Below are 1894 nucleotides of genomic sequence, written 5' to 3'. Positions count from 1 at the left end.
CATTTAATACGCATTTAGCCATAGATAAATACATTGACCAAGTCAGCCCCCAATATAACCGCTGAGAAAGATCCCGCCCTAGCTGCTAAGCACCTAGAGGAAGCATTTGCCATTTTTTATGCGGAATCTCAAAAACTCGAGACTCAGCAAGCAGCCCTTCAAGAGAAGATCAATCAACTCAGCTCCGAGTTGCAAAAGTCCAATCAGCGCTTGGGGATCCTATTAAATGCCATTCCAGCTGGAGTAATACTGCTCGAGAACAACATTGTTCTGCTTCATAACCCGGCAGTCCTTCAGTTCTTACCTAGCTTAAGCACAGGCAATCATTTTGAGTTGCCTCATGATTGGCAAGCCTCTATTGCCCCTGGTGAATACCTGATTGGCAATGCCGAGGATCGCAACTCCCCGCAAAAAATGGTTCAGGTCATTCGCATTGACGAGGGCATACGTAGCTTTGTGCAGATTCAAGACATTACCGCCAACATTGCTCTTCACCAAGAAACCCAGCGCGAAAATCGCCTGACTGCCATGGGCAAGATGGCTGCCGGTATTGCACACCAATTTCGCACACCACTTGCTACCGCCCTTCTGTATTCGTCCCACCTTTGTGATGATGAAGTACAGCCAGAGATGGCTAAAGAGTTTGCCTTGCGCTTACGCAAGCAATTGCTCGATCTAGAAAAACTTTCACAAGACATGTTGCGATTTATTTCTAATCGCCCCACCAAAACTGTACTTAGCTCTGCCAAACAGCTGATTGATGAAGCGCAAGCTAGTATTCAAGCACTGTTTGAAACAAAGCAAGTAAAACTGAATGTTCAATGCAATATTCCTGAGACGGCCATGTTGCTAGTAGAACCAAAATCTATTCCGAATGCATTAGTGGCTATTCTTGAAAACGCACTAGCAGTCTCACAGCCTCAAGATACTGTCTCACTGACTGCAAATATTGATTCAAAGAAATTGATCATCACCATTGAAGATCAAGGCCCCGGTATTGCGAGCACCATCATTGACTCCTTGTTTGAGCCGTTCTCTACTACCAGCGCTAATGGCACTGGTCTTGGTCTATCGATCGCCAAAAATACTTTAGATGCCCACCGTGGAACGATTGCCGTTCACAACACCAAGCACGGTGCAGTCTTCAAGATCACCTTACCCATTACGCAACAATAAATACTGAGAAACGAACTATTGAAATGAATGACGCTATTGATCAACGTTTCCCTGTGATTCTGGTTGAGGATGATGAAGACCTCAGAGAGGCTATTGCAGTCACACTGCGTATGAAGAATATTGACTTTGTTACCCATCAAAGAGCTGAGACAGTAGTGCCCCTCTTACGCCCAGGGCTCAAGACTGTATTGGTTACAGACTACAAGCTGCCTGGCATGACTGGCTTAGATCTGCTCAAGATTGCACAAACAGAATGTCCTGATTTACCTGTGGTAATCATGACTGCCTTTGCCGATACTAAGCTTGCAGTCGAGGCACTGAAAGCAGGTGCAAGAGACTTTCTCATTAAGCCTTTTGTGCCACAGCAACTCATTGAAATTATTTCTCGCTATCACCCACCAGAAACGAATTCTGCAAGCACACCTGAAGCATCTGCTCTAGTAGAAGCCACGCCAAAAACTAAAGAAGTGGGCTCACAGATTCGACCTGCCGAACACAACGTGATTGCCGTAGATCCACAAAGTATTGCTACCTTCACAAGATGTGAACGAGTAGCTGCAACTGATACAAGTGTTTTAGTTACCGGTGAATCTGGCGCTGGTAAAGAAGTAATTGCGCATCATATTCACAAAACATCAAAGCGAGCAAAAGGACCTTACGTAGCCATTAACTGCGCTGCCATTCCGGAGACTTTGCTGGAGTCGATTTTGTTCGGTCA

2 protein-coding genes are annotated in these 1894 nt (G+C 45.4%); both read left to right on the top strand.

What is annotated here, in order from left to right; translation table 11 throughout:
- Positions 1-33 precede the first annotated feature (33 nt).
- Positions 34-1176 carry a PAS domain-containing sensor histidine kinase gene (locus tag B7Y67_RS16650; protein ID WP_293599584.1) on the top strand — a complete coding sequence of 381 codons (1143 nt, stop codon included), beginning with the start codon at positions 34-36 and terminating at the stop codon, positions 1174-1176.
- Between the two features lie 23 nt (positions 1177-1199).
- The coding region (locus tag B7Y67_RS16645) for a response regulator (protein ID WP_293599583.1) at positions 1200-1894 on the top strand (695 nt) is incomplete at its 3' end.

The sequence above is a fragment of the Polynucleobacter sp. 35-46-11 genome, assembly GCF_002281105.1.
This window is presented reverse-complemented; position numbering and strand designations above follow the sequence as displayed.